The sequence below is a fragment of the Flammeovirga sp. SJP92 genome, assembly GCF_001583495.1.
Classification (GTDB): domain Bacteria; phylum Bacteroidota; class Bacteroidia; order Cytophagales; family Flammeovirgaceae; genus Flammeovirga.
In genome coordinates this window covers 56,080-74,821 of record NZ_LQAQ01000046.1, presented here as the reverse complement: position 1 = coordinate 74,821, position 18,742 = coordinate 56,080, and the positions used below count along the sequence as shown (strand labels likewise).

Below are 18,742 nucleotides of genomic sequence, written 5' to 3'. Positions count from 1 at the left end.
TTTTAAACTCTAATTTTCAATTGTTTTTAGTTGCTTTAGTTTTGTACATGCAGCTTCATTTCCTCCTTCACATGCTTTTTTATACCATTCTTGTGCTTTTTTATCATTTTTCAATATTATTTTACCTTTGAAATATAATTCGCCTAACATAAACTGGGCATTAATATTACCATTATGTGCAGAAATTTGATACCAATTATAAGCATCGAATATGTTAGATACACCATTCTTTTCATGATAACCTATTTCTCCTAACATAAATTGGGCATCAGAGTTACCATTATCGGCAGATTTATGATACCAGCTGAAAGCTACCTCAAAATTTTGAGGAATATTACCTTTCCCATAATAATACATTTCCCCTAATTTGTACTGTGCATCTGGATTATTCTGATCCGCAAGTATTTTATACCAATCAAATGCTTTTGAATAATCTTGAATAACACCATTACCGTAATAATACATTTCCCCAAGTTTAAATTGAGTATCCTTATCACCTTTATTTGCCCGCTCAAAGAGATTTGAAAGTTCGAGTTGTGAGGCATAATTAATATCACCAATAATGAATAAACTTCCTGGATCATCGTATCCAAAATGGTCATAAGTTGGGTGGGTATTGTTACTGTTTATAGCTAAGTTGTAAATCTCCATCAGCGTAAGTGGTATTCCTTCAACTAATTGATTTTGTATTAGGCTTTCTAAAAGAAGTTTTGTGAAAGTTGAGTTGCTGTAATTTTCAAATCCAGATAACAATTGAATTCTAGCCTTTTTGCGAAACTGTTCATTTATATATTGCTCTAGATTTTTCTTTATATCACTTTCTGATTCAATATTGCGATTGTTTAGATCCGACAATTTTTCATTAAACGCTTTACCAAAAGATATATCTAATACTAACCCTATATGTTTGTTTGGAAGTTGATCTACCATTCTTTTGAATTTTTGATAACTCAAATATGAATTATAATAAGGGTCTAATTTTGTCAATTTAGAGTCTTTTACTGCTATATATCCATCCTCAGTATATTTATTATCAAACTCACCATGTCCTGAAATGAAAATTAAGAATCTATCATTATCTTTTAAAGTTTCGTGATAAGAGTAGATTTCTTTCTCTAATTCATTCTTAGTTGGAGATAACAATAATTTGCATTCAAAATTATACTTCTCAGATAATATTTTGCAAACAGCTTTTGAATTTCTTTTTACATTTGGAGGAATTTGACATATTAAATTTGTGTATTGATCATTTCCTATTATTAGGGCATATTTCTTACCTCTATTGACTGAGTTTGTGTCATTATTTTTTAGTTGAAGCCCTCTGCTATTTTGACCTATTAAGTGTGAATTAAAAGTGAGAAATGAAACTATAAAGAAAAATAAAGTGATAGGATAATTCATTTTTAAAAACAATAGGTTTGCATATTATATAGATAAATATAAATGTATTTTTCTTAATTTTCATTTTGACTTTTAAATAACAATTTGAAAACAATTTTCAAAAGCTATTTGGTGTGTTTTTTATTAAAGTTATACTTCTCAAAAGCAACAAATTACAAAATTTTCCTTCAAACATGTGATTACTTAAATAGCAGGTAGGCTTATACATTTAAACCTACCTTTTCATTTCAAAAGAGTTAGTGTTGTAAATGAAAAATCATAGTATAAATGATATTTTAAGTTATGCATCTATACTATGATTTTCTATGATGTCAATTCATTGTTCTCAATCACTTATTGACTAATTGTTACAGAAGATTCATACTTTATAATCTGACAATTTGGAAGTTTACTTTTGAATATCTCTTCATTAAACTCCACATGGTCAGAGATATGTAATTTTTCTAATGATGGGAGGTCGTATATACCTTTTGGAAGGGTTGACATACTGAAATTGTATTTTAGATCTAGTTCTTTCAGTTTTGATAACTCACTGATAGAGTAGGGTAGAGACATTAAATCGTTGTATGAAAGGTCCAAAACTTCTAGATCTACATACTCAGAAATTGACTCTTCTATTCTTCCTTGTTTTGAATTGTTGAGAATCAAATGAGTTACTTTGTGGTTTTTCAATACTTCGTTTGGAAGAGGGCGGTGTGCGTTGAAAAATGAACCTTGCTCATCTGGAACATCTGTTCTCTTTCGATACCCTAAAGCTTTAGTCCAGTCTAAAATACCATCTTCTAAAAAGATCGGAATTACTTTTTCCCATAGCGTCGTTTTCTTACCAAAAACTACAACATAACGAAGGCCTTTGTTGTATTTTTGATAGATAGAGTAGGCCAGTTGTGATGCAACTTCTACACCCCAATTTTTACTGAGCTTTTTAAACTTGGCAAACAATTCGTATTCTTCAAACTTCTCAGGGCCTTTTAATCCTGATCTGTCATTTACAGCCGTAAGCATTTCATTAGGAGCATTTGCTTTTAGCACCTTCGCTGTAGCTTTTCGGATTGAATTATTACTTGTTGTTTTCTGTATAAAGAATAGCTCATTGATAATATCTTTCGGTATTCCTCCAGTGTTAAGCATTTCCAGTGCCAACAGCTGACTTGATTCATCATCTGAGTACAACAAGCTTTTTATATTTTCACTGATCTGTGAATCATTGTTAGCTTCTTCAATAATATACCCTGGGCTAATTGTATTGATATAATCCGTAAGATCAGATTCAGTGATAAACTTCTTGTTCAGTTTTTCTTCCTCCAGTTTTAAAGCCTCTTTTGGCAATCTTCCCAATACAATATGAGTGACTTTGTCATTGAAACGATTACTGATGCTGAAATAGGGAGAAAACTTGTCTTTGAATTCGGTTTTTGAAGAAGAAAGTTTACCCATCACAAACAGGTTTGAATTCTTATTTAAAGGAACATCCAGCTGTTCAGAAATTCTTTTTTGAAGTACTTTATCCACCTTCATTTGCCACTCTTTATTGTTTACAGTACTACTGCATAATAACTCATGGATAGATAAATGATCTAAAGCCTCCTTTTTTTGGATTACGTTAATAATTTTTTCTTTAAGCGGTATCGAGATACTAGAACTGATGAGTGCCGCAAAAAACTTAGGAGAATCAGAGTGCATTGTTTTATTACCTTTAAAGCCTGTGAAGTTTTTGCAGTTCTTAATACTCAATATTTCTTCTTTACTATTGGCAGTGAAATTCGAAATTTTTAAATATTCAATTTTCTTGATCTTACTAATTCCTGTACAGTCTAGTTTTTTACCATTTCTGATAGAAAAAGATTTAATCTCAGAGAAAAGTTGGAAGCAAGACGGTAATACATCAAATGAAGTATTTTTTAAGTCAATGGAAAGGTTTTTAGCATCTTTGACCAGATTAGGGTCGGCATTTGTAATTTCAGTAAGCGGTTCACTGATGGTCAGTTTTTGAAGATAACCTAAATTGAATACCCTAAAATCTAAGACGGTAAACTTATTATTCTCAATGGTAAATTGATTAACAGAGGCATTATAGATAGATTCCGGAAGACAAGTAATTTGATTGCCTTCCAAGTGGATATTATTGAAAAATAATCCATCACCAAAACCTTCGGGAATCTCTGGTACAGAAGTCCTTTTTAAGCTAAGTGAATTAATACTCCCTAAACTAGCAATAGATTCAGGTAACGTTTTTAGGTTGGGGAAATTAGATAAGTTAAGTACTCTGAGGGATGTAAATCTATCAAATTCAAAAGGTATTTCTTGATCAATAAACCCTTCCAACTGAAGGGATTGTAACTTTTCACAATTGTTTATTGAACTTGGTAAACTCAATGAAGATGTGTCTGTTGCATTTAATTTTAAATTCATCAAATTAGGAAGATCATCAAAAATGCATGGAAGATTTAATACTTCATCTAGAGTTAGTTGATATAAAAAAGAGGGTTTTTGAAGCTTTTCCGGAAGAACTACTTTGGCATAGTTTACATTAATGACACCAATAGAGGGAAATTCAAATAATACGTCAGGCAGTGTAACCTTTATATTATTTATTCTATAGTTGCTACTAAAGGAAAATTGCGTTAATGATTTGAATTTTGAAATCGTTTCTGGAATTTCTATCTCATAATCACTTTTATCACTACTATCTCTTCGTAAATAAATTGTGAGGTCATTCAATTCTTTAAATTGTAATGCATGCTCAAATGTTTCGTAAAATTCATCAATATCACAATTAATTGATATTGATCTAACTTTTAATGGATTAACTTCCGATAAATCGGTTTTTAAATCGAAATGGTATAAATAGGTTGACATATCTTTTACATTTTTTGGAGTAACATTTTACCGATTTCTACATCGGCCATCACCATCTTTACAGATGTATTTTTTGATGTCATCAAGTCTTGAAGCATCGTTAATCGGATATCATTAGGTAAAAATTCTAGTTTTATAAATTGTTTTAAGTTGTCTAATTGAGTTTTTGTAAGTTTTTTCGTGTTGATTTCTAAATAGTTGACCATACGTGTGCAGATTGTGGCAATGATATCAACCCTTAATGTCTCTTTTAACACCACATCAGCAATTTTTGTTTCAACACCTTCCTTAAATTTTTTCGCATTCAAAATATCTTCTGAAGATATTAGTTTCTCTAAATTCTGATTTACAAAAGCGATAAATGAATTGCCTGCTGTTTCATCTAAACAAGAATCGGCTAGCATTTGAACAAGCCCCAAGTTTTCTGTAAGGTCTTTAATAGAAGATATAGCATCAAAAAACTGTACAAGTGTTCTTGGAGTAGTACGGTCGCCACTTACAATTTCGGGGTAGGTGAGGACAAAGTTGATTCCACGCTCATCTACACCATTTTTCTCTGCCCATAATGCCCAATCTTTGTAATCAAATTTCATGGTTACGTGCATCATACGAGTCAGCATTGCATCATCCATTGGTGTTACTGAATAATCTCCGCCATCAGGATTGGCTGTCAATACAATTTGCCATCCTTTAGGAAGTTTCCAGCTGACCAATTCATAATTTTGAAGCAATTGCATGATACCTCTCAGAATTCTATCATCGGCTCTATTGACATCATCAATCAACAAAATTCCTGGGCCTTCTTCCGTTGGCACCCATTCTGGAGATTTAAAAGTAGTTACTCCATTTTCAACTGTAGGCATACCCACCAAATCGCCCATTTCTTCAAACTGAGCCGGAGCAATATAAGACCATTTGTACCCATTTTCTTTTGCAATCTGCTCTACAATCTCTGTTTTACCAATACCGTGTCGGCCCCAAATACAAATTGGCGTCTGCTTTTTACCTTTTTCTTCTGCTGATTTATTGGATTCTAAAAGATGATGTACAAAAGAATATACTTCTTGAGCTTTCGTTTGTGTTCCGTAAAACGTATAGTTATGATTTGATTGTTTGCTCATTTTTATATTTTAAATATTTATGTTTTTAATCAATATTTTTTGCGGAATGCATTAATTTTTCATTCTCACTTTTCGACCACTCAACTCATTCCATGTTGTACTGTCTTCATCAATTCCACTTTGAGTAATCATCCAAAGTAAAGGATATCTTGAATGAACTGAAGGGGGAGGGGCATAGCCATCTGTGAAATAGACAATGCAGTCGGGGTGAAGCTCTGTGTTTGCATACTCAATTGGAGCTTCAAATGAAGTGCCTCCTCTTCCGTGAATCACGTTAGGTGGAGTCCCATTGTAACGGTATTTTTTATGAATTATCACATCACATTCCACTATATGAATTTCAGCTCCTTGTTTCCAGATATGGTATATTTCTCCAAAGAAAATCATTAGCTCTTCGTTTGAAACACTACCTGAAGTGTCAATGGCCACAAGCAATTTATTTTTTCTTTTGATTTTTATACCTGGAGTTGTTCCGTAACGTTTGGAAGGTCTTTTAAGAGTATTTTTAAGAAAAGTTTTTGAGCTTGAAGAGGTGAAAAGCCTCAAAACTCTTCTCCAGTCCACTGAAGGTTCAAATGATTTGAATAACTCTTGAAGATATACAGATAAACCTGCAGGCAAACTTCCCCACCAATTCACATTGCCTTTGCTTTTCAATCTTTGAGCCGTTTGTTTCAATAACTCATTAATATTGATATCTAATATTTTTGTTTCACCTTCCGTTAAGCTCTCAATTTCTTTCCATAATTGATGTCTTTTCAACTCACTGTTGTCATCGTCCAAAAGATCATTGATCGACAATTGATAGTCTGGGCTTGCAACTGCTTTTTTTTCTTTACTTTCTGAAGAAGTTCCAGCAGATGTTTTACCTAATAATTTCTTTAAGATATGATAGTAATACCCAACATCTTTATTGCGTTCAAATTCAAAATTATGTTCTTTTTCTAAATCAGCAAAGCGTTCCAAAGTGATGCCACCTTCCGGAAGTTGATGCTTTTGTATGTACTGATTCACCACCAAATCTGCTGCAATATTATAAAGATATTTATGTTCGTAATCTTTGTATTTATGCAAATGCTTTAGAACGATATGAAGTATTTCATGTTTGATCAATCCATAGCGTTGTTCCTTATCTGTTAGACTTTGCCAGAATTCTTCATTTACCAGTAATTTAAAAGCATTGTGACCTTGAATTGTCACAGCAGCAGTATCTATTCTCTCTGTAACCTCTTTTAAAAGTCCTGTAAAAAAATGCCCATAAAAAGGCTCTTTTAAAATTAGTTGAATACTTGTTTTCGAAACTTCTTCTAGAGTATTAGTCATTGCTAGAATTTTAGATGCAATAGTTATTTCAAAAGTAAAAGTAGAATAGAAGAACGTAAATTGATTACGCACTTCTATTCTTTCAAATATTTATATCATTATTTTACAATTTGGTAAAGCTTTTTTTACCTCATCAGGAATTTCAGTGAATCTATTTTTCTTCAAATTGATCTTTTCCAACGTAGTCACTTTCATCAGATCTTTAGGAAAGCTTTCCAATTTGTTATCACTCAAATTGATCTCTTTTAAGGACTTCACATTAGTAGAATCAAATTCGAAACGCTCTAAATACGAACATGTAAGATTTAGGTATTCCACATCTTTCACGCCTTTCATTATTTCAGAAATATCCTCTTCACTGATTGATGAATTTTTGATTTCTATTTTCGTTACTTTAGTAAAATAGGGGAGATCCTTTGGGAATTTGAAATAGCCTTCAATTTTCACCCTTTCTCTTTGCCAATAAATTCCTTCATTATGAACAAGGTACTCCATGACTGGTTTTCGTCTCTCATCGTAATAATCAGTATTACACAGAATGAAATAGTAACCTTTTTCGTATTGCTCAAAAATTCTCGTTGCACAATACAGTAATAGTTCTTTGCCCCATTTTCTGGATAGCATTTCTAGTTCAGAAGATGCCTTAGATTCTTTATATCTCGTAATTTTATCAAGGTTTTTTCTATCATTGAGTACCACTTGAAATTCATCTGGCAATGATTTCAACAATACTTTTTTCAAACTCTTTTTAATGCTTGTATTCGTCGTTATTTTCAACCTATATATTAATTCATGCCACAGTGATGGTGGAACACCGCCATTTTCGATTAATGAGATGACTAATAAAAGGTTTTCTTCAGAATTTGGCTGAAGCAAGTCAATAATGCTTGATGTTAATTCACCTTTATCATTTTCATCCTCTACGAGGTAATGTTCTTGTTGGTTGAGTAAAACATCATTTACTTTAGTAGAATTGATGATTTGATACTCAAATGGTTGATGCAAGTCAAATGCTTTTAATTTCGTTCTTAAGTTTTTACCTAAAGCCACATGTGTAATTTGATCATCTATTTTTGAAGTAGCTTTAATGCCAATTTTTTGAAAAGCTTCTATGATTTCTTTTAAAGAGTAATCAAATTTTCCTAGCAGAAGGACTTTACTATTTTGATTTAAAGTTTTCTCACCTTGAGAAGAATGATAGGCAAGACTTTCTATCAAGTATTTTTTTATTAAAGTACCCTTTAAAAGTTGCCCATTTATACAGGCTTCTTTTGAGATAATTCCTTTAGGTTCTCCGTATTTCAAAGCAATAAAACCCACACTCAGCAATTCTTCTTTAATCGCAATACTTGTATCTAAATCTTTTATACCATCAATAAATGATACTCCTTTTGAGTCTGAGTTATTGGCTTCATCGTTTAGTTTTGACGGTATATCTAAAAGGTAAATTAAACCTTCTACATTAAGTTGATTGGTCTGTGGATCAATTACTTTTTTAGGAAATCTAGTATATCTTAGATCTGTTAAATGTTCAAACCCACCATTGAATATATAGTTTTCAGAATCCCATGAAAGGTTGGTAACTTTTGATACTGTAGCTATTTTCTCCACTTCTAAGGTGTCGCTACATTGTAAATTCAAATACCTTAAAGAAGGATTTGTAATGAGGTTGGAAGTAATAAATAGGGATTGAGCTGTGATATAAACACTACTGAGTTGGGGAAATTGTTCACTCTCTATTTTTGGAATACTTGTAATCTGATTTCCTCCTTGAATATTTATACTCTCAAGAGCAGATATTCCTGTAATCACCATTGGAAAGTTATCAATACTTTTATTACAAGTGAACATTATCGATTTCAGCTTATCAAAATTTCCCTTCAACTGAAATCCTTTTTTAATAGGTAATTTAAGAGTAGTTAAAGGTGAAATATTCTCTTCATTTTCTAAGTCTAAGGCTGTTTCAAAGCCATCAAAAGTGGAATCATATCTTTTTGAAAATACGACGCTTTCAAGTTTTGGAGAGGAAAAAAATTCTTTATCTAATTCATTTGAAAAACCACTTGTCAACTCTAATGAAATCTTTTCCAGATGCTCAGCTTTCTGTAATGTAATGGAGGCGTGACCAGCAGTAATTTCAACTTCTTTCAGTTGAGGATGATTTCCTAAATCTAAATTCAGATCTGAGGTTGAATAAAGTTCAATCGTCTCTAGCTCCTTCATATTTTCAATAAAACTTAAATCTTCGCTTTCCGTGTAGGAGCTTAATTTAATTTTTTTGAGTGAAGTACAGTTTTCTAATAAACTTTGAGCATTTATTAATCCTTGTTTATTTTCTAGATTGATTTCTTCAAGACGATGTATAGATGGAGGATCATTTTCAAAAAAGCCTTTTCCATCATCTTTACTATGAATTACAGTCAATGATCGTAAATTGAGATCATCTGGTAACGTATTTATTACTGACTGAACAGTATTGCAATAGGAGAGTTTCAATTCATCAAGCTGTTTACAATATTTGAAATCCACTACTAAGTCGTTGTTATCACCTGAGAAATCAAACTCTTTTAATGCACTATTCTTTTCAAAGTTAATTTGAATTTCAGTTCCACTTTTATTGGAAATTATATTAAATCGTTCAACAGTTTTTGGGATAGATAAAAATGTTTCGAACCCTTTTTTTCCATTAAAAGCATTAGACGAATAAAGCTTTATTTCTTTTAGATTGGTAAATGCATGGAAAAAATCATGTGACAATGGATCTCTGTTGACTTTACTGAAATATCGACAAAACTCTAGTTTCTCAACTTTTGGAAATGCCTTAAGATAATTAAAGTCAGGAAAACGTGTGCCATCAAAGGTTAACTCCACAACAGATGGATGTTCTGAAAGATCAGATGGAAAATCGGTAAGATCGTTTGATGTAATTTCTAATTTCTTAATTGTACTTGAATTAAAAATCTCTCTTAGACCTTCTTCGTTAATATTGTTTACAAACAGACTAGTAAGGTGAGTCAAGTTACTTAATGAAGGAAACATACCATCGTCATAACAATTAACCTTTAAGAACTGTAGCTTATGGAGTGTTTTAATATCATTAAAGTGATCTTGACTATTGACAGAACATATACTTAAAAATTCAAGATTCTGGGCTGACTTTATAATAGGAGAAAAATTATTAGAAGAGGAGGTGACCTCAAGGTGTTTTACAGTGTTCCAAACTGAGCTAGTTGAGTCAAAAGGTAAGTCATCAGTTTGAATAAGTGAAACTGTAACTAAATTTTTAATAGACTCATCATTTTCAAAATGATAATACTTTACCCGGAATAGTTCAATTTTTTTCAAAAGAGGCACATAGGCATAATTAATATTCACATCATGAGAATGATTTATTGATAAAGCTTCTAATTGGGAAATCTTTTCAGAACATGGAAAAGTAATAGAATCAAAATAATTGATTTCTAATTCTTTTAAGTTGTGAAACTTATGAATGTTGTCCCAAAGGTCATTTTCATCAATAGAGCTTTTGCCATAGATAAATATTTTTTCGATTTCTTTTGCTTGTTCTTCAGTAAGAGCATTGAAGTCCGGTTTCTTTCTAATAAAAAGAAGTTTATTCGAAGTCATGGATATTTAATAGTTTTAGTTTTGTACACCAATAAATGCTATTCAACATTAAAAAGTTTGCTATTAGTCTAGCATGCTGTTTTACAATTTTAATTTACAAGGAATCATATTTTTTTTCAAAAAAATGGATAAGTAATTTTGTCTAACAATTTTTATGTTTCTTATAGTTATTTCGATTTGAGCACTTTATATCTATAAATAAAGATATAATTAACAAACTTTGATATATACTATTATTTTAAATATAATTTATGTTATGTTAAATATAAGTTTTGAGAAACATAAATAATAGTTTTATATAATTCATTATCAATGATTTGATGGGTATGCGTTTGTGATGTATAATTTATCAAACAACTACTTCATATTATGAAATATCTTTTGGTGTTATTCCTAACGGCCTCTCTCCTTTTACTTCTAATACGAAATCAAGAATTGATGTTATAATTGATGCACTATTTACTTTAGTTTTTCTGTAAAACTAACTGTGAGGTAAGATGATGAATTTTTAAAATTAAAGACGATTTTTTAAAGCACTGCTCCTTCTTGAAAATGAGATAACTTGGAACATAATTGAGTACATTAATGAATTGTATTCAAAAAAATACAACAGCAATCGACTAGTTCTAGCTCATGAAATTATTGTTTGGAAAACTGAGATAATCGTATAAAAAAAAGGGATATAAATCCCTTTTTTAAAATAAACACTATCTGGTATGTGAGTCACACATCTTCATTGTGGGATGCACCTCTACTTTTCCCTCATTGTTGACTAGTACTTTATCTCTTTCTATTAAAAATGCTAATGCTTCTTCTTTTGGAAATGGAACACCTGAACATGCTACAAAATGAACATCAGCTCCCATCTTCTCAGCAATTGCATTATTTAAACCTTCTTCAGTGAAAACACCATCATTATCTTGAACTAAAAATATTACTTCGTGTATGTGTGTAGTATTCATCTTATTCTATTTTGTTTTTGTATACAACAAATATAATAAAAGATAAAATAGTCTTTTATTATATTTACATTTATTTAATCATTTTGAGCAAAAAAAAATAGCAACCTGTCTTGCAGGTTGCTATTCAACTCTTAAAAAAGAAATTTGAGGGTCATTCTGATTATATGTTGAATCTAATTTCCTTCACCATTTGTAACTCCAATTGTCATGGAACTGATGGTGCTTGGTTTTTGAGTAGTAGGATGTTGTTTTCCATCTGTCAACTCATCCACTTTCATGGCAATAAATAAATCTAATTCTCTTAATGAAATGATATTATCTCTTGAGTAATCAGCTTTACCCTCTCCTAGCCCATCAATCAAAGCGGCAGTGAATGCACCATGTTGCCATTCTGGAGATTCTAATGAACTTTCATTACCAGTAGAACCAGACATAATAACCACTCCATTTTCATCTGAGGATAATTGACGGATGCTTTCAGTATTATCTGACCTAGAAATGTCTTTACCTAATTGTCCGCTATTGCAGGCATCAACATACATTAATACTTGTGATGGAAGTGACGACATGACATTAGAACAATCGGACCAACTGACTGCTGTATTTTTTACATCATCTAATTTTACATCATGTGGAATGATATAAAAGTTATCTTCATAATTCAATCCATGCGAAGCTATAAATACAATAGCAAGGTCTTTTGACGTAGCATTTTCAGACAACCATTTAAAACCATCTACTATATTGGCTTTGTTAGCTTCTGCATTCGTTAATTTTTTCACATTCACTTGATTGAAAACAGCTCTACTTTTTTGTTTAACATAGATATCAGCAATTGCGTTGGCATCGTTGTCAGCAAATGTGAGGTCTAACTCTGAATTTTGATATTTTGAAACACCAATGGCGAGCAAGAAAATATCCGCTTTATGTGACGCTACGTTTTCTGGAGTATTAAACATTGCTTCTAGATCAAAATCCATATCCAATGAATTTGTCTTTGAGGGCCTTTTCGAAATTACCTTTCTTGGTTCTGAAGTGATTTTAGTATTTGTATTGGCAGCGAAAATTTGGAAGTTGATTTCCTCTTTTTCCACCTTAATATCTTTGTTGACAGTATAAATAAAATTACCTCCTTGTTGCACTGGGCTGGCCAAAGAGATTACAGTAGGTCTACCATCAACCAAGATTTTTAAGGACTGAAGTTCAGAACTACTTTCTACTGTAGCTTCCACTTTTGCCAATCCTCCTATTTCATGAACATTATTAGTAAATGTTGGTGAGATCCATTCAATTTTTGGTTGCTGTGCCACAACGTTAGCTAACGCCACGGTAGTAAACATCATTTCTTTCTTAGCTTCTTCATAAGAACCTAATTCAATGATTTTAATTAAGATATCTTTTTTGTGGAATTCATGTGCGGCAAAACTTACTGGATAATAAGTGGCCAAATTTCCAATACCATTATTTTTAACCCATCCTATGTATTTTTCCCCACCAGCAGAAGCGTGATAATAACCTTGAGGGGACCAGCAAACCCAATCATTTGTTGAGCTTACAAAAAGCGAAACGAGCAACTCCCCCGTCTGTAAATTCCAAAGCTTGGTAGTTTGGTCAGTACTTGATGAAATTAAGTATTTGCCATTTTCAGATACATTAGCTGTTGTCACAGAACCACTGTGTCCTTCAAAAGAGCTTATTAAGCTTCCTTCTTTATTATAGAGTTTCAGAGAACCGCCACTGGCAACAACAATATCATCCTTTGGCGTAAAACAATAAGCATTGATGGCTTTGTCTCTATTTTTATCATTCTCAATTTTTACAGTGCCACATTGTAACACATAGGCACTTATTTTCTTTAGAAGAATACCATTTTGATTTATCTCAGGCATTTTGAAAGCAGATTGAATAGGTTTTTGAAGACCCATAGAAAGTGTTTCAAAATCGAATGTCTTATTATAAGGTTGCTTTAGTTTAGGCGTAATGGATAATGCAAAGTTGAGTTGTTCACTTCGTCCAATTCTTTTATTAGAGATTCCTTCTCCTCTAAATTCACGGATTACTTTCTTGTTTTTAAGGTCCCAAACTTTAATTACACCTTCAGAACCTGTAGCAATCACAGCATAGTCAGAAGATTTATTGGCAAATGAAGCCGATGTAATCACTCCATCTTTTACATTGAATGCATCTCTCTTTAACCATACATCAGTACTGTAGAAAAATACGTTGCCTTTAGCATCTGTAACCATCAGTTTTTCACCATCTTCTGAAAAATTCAAACTACTGATAAAACCTTTGGTATCAGAAAGTGTAGCAACCTCAGTACCGTTGGTATTCCAGACAATGACTTTTCCATTCGTTTGTCCGCCAACTACATATTGATTGTCATTTGAAATATCTACATTAGTAAATTTGTTGTTTGTCTCCCATACCTTAGCAAGGTTTGCACTACTCATAGCAACGGCCATTGAATAGAGTTTCACACTTCCGTCAAAAGAACAGGTAACTAGCTTTGTTCCATCTTCAGAAAAATCAATATTATATACTACATCAGAGTGATCACTGATCGTGAGTTTTTCATAAGGCTCACCTTCAAAACCATTGTCAGAAAGATCAGGAATATACCAGATTTTTACTGTTTTATCTGCGCTTGAAGAAGCGAGCCAAAGACCATCAGAAGAAAATTTCAAATCCGAAATAACATTTTCATGTCCTAATAAAGAAGCAATTTGTTTTCCACTTCTTAGATCAATAATTCTGATTTCATTATTCTGTAAAAATCCACCAACAGCTACAATAGCATTATTTGGAGATAGTGCTAATGCATTATACCTCCCCTCTTTGCCTTCGGTATGTTCTCCCCAAATGGTTTTGACTAAACTATTTGATTTTAAATCCCAAACTCTGATGGTTTTATCTTCAGAGACAGAAATTACTTTTTGATTATTGGAAGTAAACGAGACTTTTCTAACCAAAGAAGAATGTCCTTTGGCATCAATCACTAAGTAAGTATTCTTTTCTTGAGAATATGAGTTCCCTATACATAGTAAAAAAATAACAAGGGTAATAAGAATTTTATTCATAAGAGTAAATTTTCTCGTTTGAGTCAAAAAAGCATACCTGATAAAAGCTTATTTGAAGTAAACAGTTTAAGAAAAAACTTAAATCTAAGATAGTGAAGAGATAATTTAAACTTGAATTCTGTTTCGATAATCAGCAAAATAATCTTAGTCACGTACTATAGTTCAGGAATTTTCATTAAAAAAGATGTTTCAAACATGCTCTAGTATAAAAATACATTAACTTACGTGCTAATTTAATCAAGAATTGTATTTTTACGTTGATTTAAATACTTTTTATTAGAAAAAATTCATTTTCAGTCGAATAAATTGAAACTAAATTTTTCACTTTTTAAATAACAGGGTATCAAAAAATATTTTAACATATTACAAAAAAGCTTCATCTGGAGAAAACTGAGTGAAATTTTTGAGCTAATTACTGAAGCATGGGAAGAATTTAACTTAGATCATGCCTATATTTATGGAGCTTCATTAGCGTATTATACCATCATATCTTTACCTGCCGCCTTAAACTTGCTGTTTTCTGCATTAAGCTTGTTTTTTGATGAAAATAGGCTCAAAGAAGATATGATTGAGGAGTTAGAATTGATTACAGGTGATGTTGTTGCTGGACATATGGAATCTATGATCAACAGTTTAACAGCATTGGAAATTGACAATACAGTATCTACTTTGATCAGTATTGGGACATTGATTTTTACCTCCACTCTTTCATTTCATACGCTCAAAGTAGCATTAAATAAATTTTGGAAAGTACCACAGAGCCAAGCTAAAATCAAGCAATTAATTATGGATAGATTAATTGCTTTTTGTATGGTTTTAGGACTCGGAATGATCTTTTTAATGCTGATTGCTATCGATACGTTGATTAGTTTCGCCTCTTCATATTTAAAAGAATGGTTACCTGTGGCGGCAATACAAGTTATTTCTGTCATACGGTTCTTAACAACCATGTCGATCTCATTCACTTTATTTTCAGGGATCTTTAAATTCATCCCTGATGTGAAAATTAAATTGACAGATGCATTTGTAGGTGGCATTGTAACCACTATACTTTTCCAAATAGGACAATACGGTATACGTTATTACCTAGCACATATGGAAATGGCTTCTACTTGGGGAGCTGGATCTCCTATTATTATAGTAATGGCCTGGACTTTTTATTCTGTTCAGGTGATGTTTTATGGAGCAGAATTTACCTACGCCTATGCTCACAAATACGGGCATGGAATTCTTCAACAAAAGAAATTAAATAAGGATGTCTAATTATACCATTAAGATCGCTAAAGATAGAAGTTTAATTCAAACTATTGCTGAGTTTCAAGTGAAAATGGCAATGGAAACGGAGGATTTTGAACTTGATCTGGAGACAGTAAAAAAAGGAGTTCAACATATCTTTGACAACCAATCGCTCGGAAGATATGTCATAGTAGAAGACAATGGACAATGTATTGCTTCTATGCTTAATTTATATGAATGGTCAGACTGGCGTTGCGGGAATGTAATTTGGATACATTCCTTGTTCGTGATTCAAGAATATAGACGTAAAGGGATCTTCAGAGATATGTATGATTTTGTGAAACAAGAAGTCGAATCATCTGATCAGCTTATGGGACTAAGACTTTATGTTGAAAAAAATAACGATAGAGCTCAAAAGACCTACAAAGCAATGGGAATGACAAAAGAGCATTACGATATGTATGAATGGTTGAAATAGTCATTTTTCATAGTCTATTTTATCTTTTTTAATGAAACATTATCTTAAATCACGAATTAGATTTAACTTTGATGTGCTTAGAAAAGTAACTCGATTATTTTATCTACGATCTAAATCTACCTTGAAAAAACTTTTATTTATAATATTATCTTTTCTTAGTATTTCTAATTACGCTTTAGCACAAGAGGAAGAAAAAGAAAAAGGCAAAGAAGAACCCAACAAAGAAGGTGTGGTATTGGAACAGGATAGTTCTTGGTTAAAAGGCCCTCAGACTACTTGGTACATAAAACAGGATGATTGGTATAAAATCCATTTTGAGGAACACATGATGGACTCTTCTTATACACACTTACACCGATATGATGTACATGGCCAAAATGGCTACAGATATCAAACATTGGGCAACAACGGTTCTCCTCTAAGGAGCTATTGGGAAAGCCCTGTCAATGAATTGGGACAAACTGTTGGTATAACAGGTTTTGATTTATATGCTCAAGATATTTATGATTGGGAATATTATAATTCTTATGTTCCAGTTACAGACTTCAACGGTGTTGTGGGTCAGGATAACAGAGGTAAAGTTGGTGGTAAAGTATCCAATAACATTGACCCTTATTGGTCTGTCGGTATGCTCTTTCAGAGATATAGTGAACCCTATATTGTTGGACGTGATAAGATCAGTAATTCTTACAACGCTCAACAGCATACTGGGTTTGGTTTGAATACAAGATACGAAAGTGAAAATAATAGATATAAAGCACTAGCCAGTTATTATCAATACTTCCATGAAGGAGCTGAAACAGGTGGTATTAACACACCTGAAATTGTAAATGACGAAACTACTCTTGATGATTTATTCCGATTAGGTAGAGGTCAATTAACCAACTATTTTCCAGAAGGAGCTTCTTCTTTCAAATGGAATTATAACTATCACCTCTATCATCAATATGCTTTAGTTGATACTGCAAAGCTTCAAGTCTTTCATGAATTCACAAGAAATCAATATAGATATCAGTACAGTAATACAACTGGAACGATCTCAACAAATCGAGCCTACTATGATCAGTTTAATGATTATACAGTAGAGAATCTACGGTTGTTGCCGGATTCTGTTTTGAATAATCCAGATGCTAACCTACCTATTGCTTCAGATTATGATTACGGAGATCAGCCGTATGTAAGTTTGGAACACCAATACATTGATAACAAACTAGGTGTAAAAAGTAGATTAGGACCTACATTCTGGTCAGGTTTTATGCGTTACAGGTATCAGAAATACCAACAAAGAACGGCTCAAGATTTCCTACCTGTTCCTGTAGATAATCAACTTTTTGTGGGTGGTGATGTTGAATTTTTATTACCGAAAAACCTTGGAGCTGTAACAGGTCATGCTGAATTTGAAATGTTAAATGGGGATGCTTATAACATTAATGCAAAGGTAGATGCTAAGTATTTAAAAGGTGGCTTTACTTTAGAAAGGACTTTAGCTCCTCTTATGGCACAGCATTTTACTACTGTATTTATGTCATGGAATGAGAAAAAGGATCCTATTGCAAAACAGCAGATATATGTGGCTCCTCAACTTCCATTGGGAGAAAGAGGAAATGTGGAAATTTTTGGAGAGCTGAATAATATCAACAACTATATTTACTACGATAAATTTGCTAGACCACAACAGCATAATGAGGCTTTAACTTACAGCCGATATGGTACACGATTCAAATTAAGACTTGGAAGTTTACAACAGATTGCTGAAATCATTTATACTCAAAATTCACATCAGGATGTGATGCCAACACCAGACATCTTCGCCACTTATGAGATTTCTTATTTCAAAGAATTCCGCGAAGGTATGATCAGTGTTTATACTGGTTTGGATACAAGGTTCATTTCTTCTTATTACGGAATGGCATATAACCCTGTGACACAGCAGTACCATATTCAGGATGATTACGAAACTGAAGGGTACATTAACGTGGATTTATTTGTGAACTTCAAAATGAGAAGAGCGATGGTATTCGTTCGTGTTGCAGATATTTTCAACATTATTAATCAAGCTAGTGGATATTGGGCCACACCAGGATATATGGGACCAGGTTTTGGTATTTCTTATGGTGTAAGGTGGTTGATGTTCGAATAAACCTAAAATAACAAATCATGAAAAAGACAATACTTCTGTTTTTCTTATTCTTAACCACTGCCCCACTTTTTGCACAAAAGTTTTTGGCAGTTGATAATTACGGTCGCAATAGAAAAAAAATATATGAAGGTGAGCGAATCATCTTTAAAATGAAAGGAGAAAAAGCGGTGTATAAAGACGAGATTCATGCTCTGAAGGATTCTTCTTTTGTATTATATAAATCTGGAACAGAAATTCCTTTATCAGAAGTGGAAGTAATCAAATTTCCAAGAGCTTATCCAAGAGTACTATTTGGTGGTTTTGGCTTGATTGGTACAGGTTTCTTAATATCTGGAGCTGTTCATCCTGTTGTAGGTGATGCTCAATATGATCAAACCCAACATTTCATTCAAGGTGCTGCATTTTGGGCTTTGGCGTTTGCAATGCGTCCATTTTTCTGGAAAAATTATAAACTAGGGAAAAACAGTCAGGCACAGGTATTGGATGTAACTATTCGAAAATTACCTTGATCCTTT

11 protein-coding genes are annotated in these 18,742 nt (G+C 32.4%); 4 read left to right on the top strand and 7 right to left on the bottom strand.

The features are described from left to right. Positions 1-9: 9 nt before the first annotated feature. The 7 genes from AVL50_RS11925 to AVL50_RS11895 form a co-directional block, all read right to left on the bottom strand. Positions 10-1,401 (bottom strand): caspase family protein, encoded by a 1,392-nt coding sequence (locus AVL50_RS11925; RefSeq protein ID WP_062616734.1) that lies wholly within the window; start codon positions 1,399-1,401, stop codon positions 10-12. A gap of 333 nt (positions 1,402-1,734) precedes the next feature. Next, positions 1,735-4,260 carry a leucine-rich repeat domain-containing protein gene (locus AVL50_RS11920; protein WP_062616733.1) on the bottom strand — a complete coding sequence of 842 codons (2,526 nt, stop codon included), beginning with the start codon at positions 4,258-4,260 and terminating at the stop codon, positions 1,735-1,737. Between the two features lie 5 nt (positions 4,261-4,265). Further along, positions 4,266-5,381 carry an AAA family ATPase gene (locus AVL50_RS11915; protein ID WP_062616732.1) on the bottom strand — a complete coding sequence of 372 codons (1,116 nt, stop codon included), beginning with the start codon at positions 5,379-5,381 and terminating at the stop codon, positions 4,266-4,268. A 51-nt stretch (positions 5,382-5,432) separates the two neighbouring features. Next, positions 5,433-6,704 carry a VWA-like domain-containing protein gene (locus tag AVL50_RS11910; RefSeq protein WP_062616731.1) on the bottom strand — a complete coding sequence of 424 codons (1,272 nt, stop codon included), beginning with the start codon at positions 6,702-6,704 and terminating at the stop codon, positions 5,433-5,435. 90 nt (positions 6,705-6,794) lie between these two features. Next, on the bottom strand, positions 6,795-10,331 hold the full coding sequence (locus AVL50_RS11905; protein ID WP_062616730.1) for a hypothetical protein: 3,537 nt from the start codon (positions 10,329-10,331) through the stop codon (positions 6,795-6,797). A gap of 707 nt (positions 10,332-11,038) precedes the next feature. Further along, complete coding sequence (locus AVL50_RS11900) at positions 11,039-11,293, bottom strand: DUF2492 family protein (RefSeq protein ID WP_062616729.1); 255 nt, start codon at positions 11,291-11,293, stop codon at positions 11,039-11,041. 173 nt (positions 11,294-11,466) lie between these two features. Further along, entirely contained in the window at positions 11,467-14,373 is a 2,907-nt protein-coding gene (locus AVL50_RS11895; protein WP_062616728.1) for a caspase family protein, read from the bottom strand. Between the two features lie 342 nt (positions 14,374-14,715). On the opposite strand from AVL50_RS11895, the gene AVL50_RS11890 reads away from it, so the two are divergent. The 4 genes from AVL50_RS11890 to AVL50_RS11875 all read left to right on the top strand — a co-directional run bounded on the left by AVL50_RS11890 (position 14,716) and on the right by AVL50_RS11875 (position 18,736). Further along, positions 14,716-15,636, top strand: coding sequence for a YihY/virulence factor BrkB family protein (locus tag AVL50_RS11890; RefSeq protein ID WP_082795781.1), 921 nt, complete (start codon positions 14,716-14,718; stop codon positions 15,634-15,636). Beyond that, positions 15,629-16,087, top strand: a complete 459-nt coding sequence (locus tag AVL50_RS11885; protein ID WP_062616726.1) for an N-acetyltransferase — start codon at positions 15,629-15,631, stop codon at positions 16,085-16,087. The genes AVL50_RS11890 and AVL50_RS11885 overlap by 8 nt, the downstream gene beginning before the upstream one ends. Before the next feature lie 121 nt (positions 16,088-16,208). After that, positions 16,209-18,227 carry a putative porin gene (locus tag AVL50_RS11880; RefSeq protein WP_172826824.1) on the top strand — a complete coding sequence of 673 codons (2,019 nt, stop codon included), beginning with the start codon at positions 16,209-16,211 and terminating at the stop codon, positions 18,225-18,227. Positions 18,228-18,244: 17 nt separating this feature from the next. Beyond that, positions 18,245-18,736, top strand: coding sequence for a hypothetical protein (locus AVL50_RS11875; RefSeq protein ID WP_157491297.1), 492 nt, complete (start codon positions 18,245-18,247; stop codon positions 18,734-18,736). Positions 18,737-18,742 lie beyond the last annotated feature (6 nt).

Coding starts and splice junctions, on each gene's coding strand:
- AVL50_RS11920 (WP_062616733.1), bottom strand. CDS start 4,260: ATGTCAACCTATTTATACCATTTCGATTTAAAAACCGATTTATCGGAA.
- AVL50_RS11875 (WP_157491297.1), top strand. CDS start 18,245: ATGAAAAAGACAATACTTCTGTTTTTCTTATTCTTAACCACTGCCCCA.
- AVL50_RS11900 (WP_062616729.1), bottom strand. CDS start 11,293: ATGAATACTACACACATACACGAAGTAATATTTTTAGTTCAAGATAAT.
- AVL50_RS11915 (WP_062616732.1), bottom strand. CDS start 5,381: ATGAGCAAACAATCAAATCATAACTATACGTTTTACGGAACACAAACG.
- AVL50_RS11895 (WP_062616728.1), bottom strand. CDS start 14,373: ATGAATAAAATTCTTATTACCCTTGTTATTTTTTTACTATGTATAGGG.
- AVL50_RS11925 (WP_062616734.1), bottom strand. CDS start 1,401: ATGAATTATCCTATCACTTTATTTTTCTTTATAGTTTCATTTCTCACT.
- AVL50_RS11910 (WP_062616731.1), bottom strand. CDS start 6,704: ATGACTAATACTCTAGAAGAAGTTTCGAAAACAAGTATTCAACTAATT.
- AVL50_RS11885 (WP_062616726.1), top strand. CDS start 15,629: ATGTCTAATTATACCATTAAGATCGCTAAAGATAGAAGTTTAATTCAA.
- AVL50_RS11905 (WP_062616730.1), bottom strand. CDS start 10,331: ATGACTTCGAATAAACTTCTTTTTATTAGAAAGAAACCGGACTTCAAT.